This is a genomic window from Paenibacillus residui (assembly GCF_042677205.1).
GTDB classification, from domain to species: Bacteria; Bacillota; Bacilli; order Paenibacillales; family NBRC-103111; genus Paenibacillus_L; species Paenibacillus_L residui.
The window spans coordinates 1-1385 of sequence record NZ_JBHTIU010000018.1; the positions used below are offsets into that span (position 1 = coordinate 1).

Here is a 1385-nt window from a genome sequence, read left to right on the forward strand (position 1 = left end):
TTTCCGCCATTTACCTTCCGTAAAGAGCATCTCCGTCACCTCCTTGTAGGCACAAAAAAACTCCCTTGCAATGGAGAGTAAGGAATGGCTATTTTTTGTTCATGTTGCTTAAGATTATCTTCCATGTTCGCGCTGCCGCTTGCGATACCAGCTTTCCAACAGTTGGACAATAAGGTCCTCCTTTTGTTTTTCAGTGAAATTCTTAGGGAAAAAGCGATCAATGCGCTCCCGCTGAATGTGCATTTTTTCCCTCTGATTGGGCTTTTCCTCCGTCAAAATCGAGAAGATAACATCCATATTGAGCCGTCCGCCCTGACTCAGTTTCTTCATACGTAGCGCTTGTGACAAAGAAGGCGTACAGTCTTCGGACTGTATCGTTTCATAAAGGTCTTGCTGCTCTTTTTCGGCCAAGTAAGACAACTCGACAGCCGGATTAAACGCGATCCGTTTTTCATCTACCATTTCAAGAATGGAAGGGATCAAATGAGTCAAGCGAATGTATCTAAATATTTGATTTTTGCTTTCTCCCATTTGTTCTGCTAATATCTCGCTAGATTTCTTTCCTTCAAACTTGTTCCCAACTTGGGAACAAGTTAAGTCAGTACGTTGCCCCTGACGATTCATCGCCTCCAGCTTCATCTTATAAGCAAACGCCTTCTCGCTAGGAGCGATATGTTCCCGTTGCAGGTTGCTGTCCACCATAATAATGGTCGCTTGATCGTCGTCCAGTTCACGGACAATGCAAGGCATCGTTTCCATACCCGCCAGCTCGCTCGCCTTTTTCCGCCGATGTCCGGCGACCATCTCATACCCGCCATTTGCCTTCGGACGTACTAGTCCAGGAACCAATACGCCGTATTGTTTTACGCTGTCCGCCATTTCCAGCATCGCTTCATCCGCCTTTACTTTGAATGGATGATCGGGGAAATCGCTGATCTCGGACAACGGGATGTCCATCACTTTTTCCCGCTGTGCATCGGCGCGGCTCTCATCGGTCGAAAATAAATCATCGACTGTGGTCAGCTTGATACTGGCGCGTCTGTCGTCTTGCCTTGCCAATACCCTGCACCTCCTTTGTAAAAGACGTATATGCTTGGGCTACTTGGCCGCTCGGATCATGATTATAAATGCTCTTCCCCTTGGCGCTCGCTTCCGCCGCACGGATGGAAAGCGGAATTTCCGATTGAAACACACGCAGCTTGTCTCCATAATCACGCCGAAGAACAAAGGAAATATCCTTGGCAAAGTTGGTCCGGTTGTCTACCATCGTCAGCAGCACGCCATCTATCAGCAGTTTCGGGTTGATTTGGCGGCGAACGCGGGAAATGGTTTGCAAAAGCTGCGTCATTCCTTTCGCCGGTAAATAATGCGCCTGAACCGGAATG

At 48.0% G+C, this 1385-nt stretch carries 2 protein-coding genes; both read right to left on the reverse strand.

What is annotated here, in order from left to right; translation table 11 throughout:
• Positions 1-114 precede the first annotated feature (114 nt).
• Positions 115-1059, reverse strand: a complete 945-nt coding sequence (locus tag ACFQ03_RS05545; RefSeq protein WP_379286648.1) for a ParB/RepB/Spo0J family partition protein — start codon at positions 1057-1059, stop codon at positions 115-117.
• On the reverse strand, positions 1007-1385 hold a 379-nt coding region (locus ACFQ03_RS05550; RefSeq protein ID WP_379286650.1), incomplete at its 5' end, for a ParA family protein. The genes ACFQ03_RS05550 and ACFQ03_RS05545, both read right to left, overlap by 53 nt.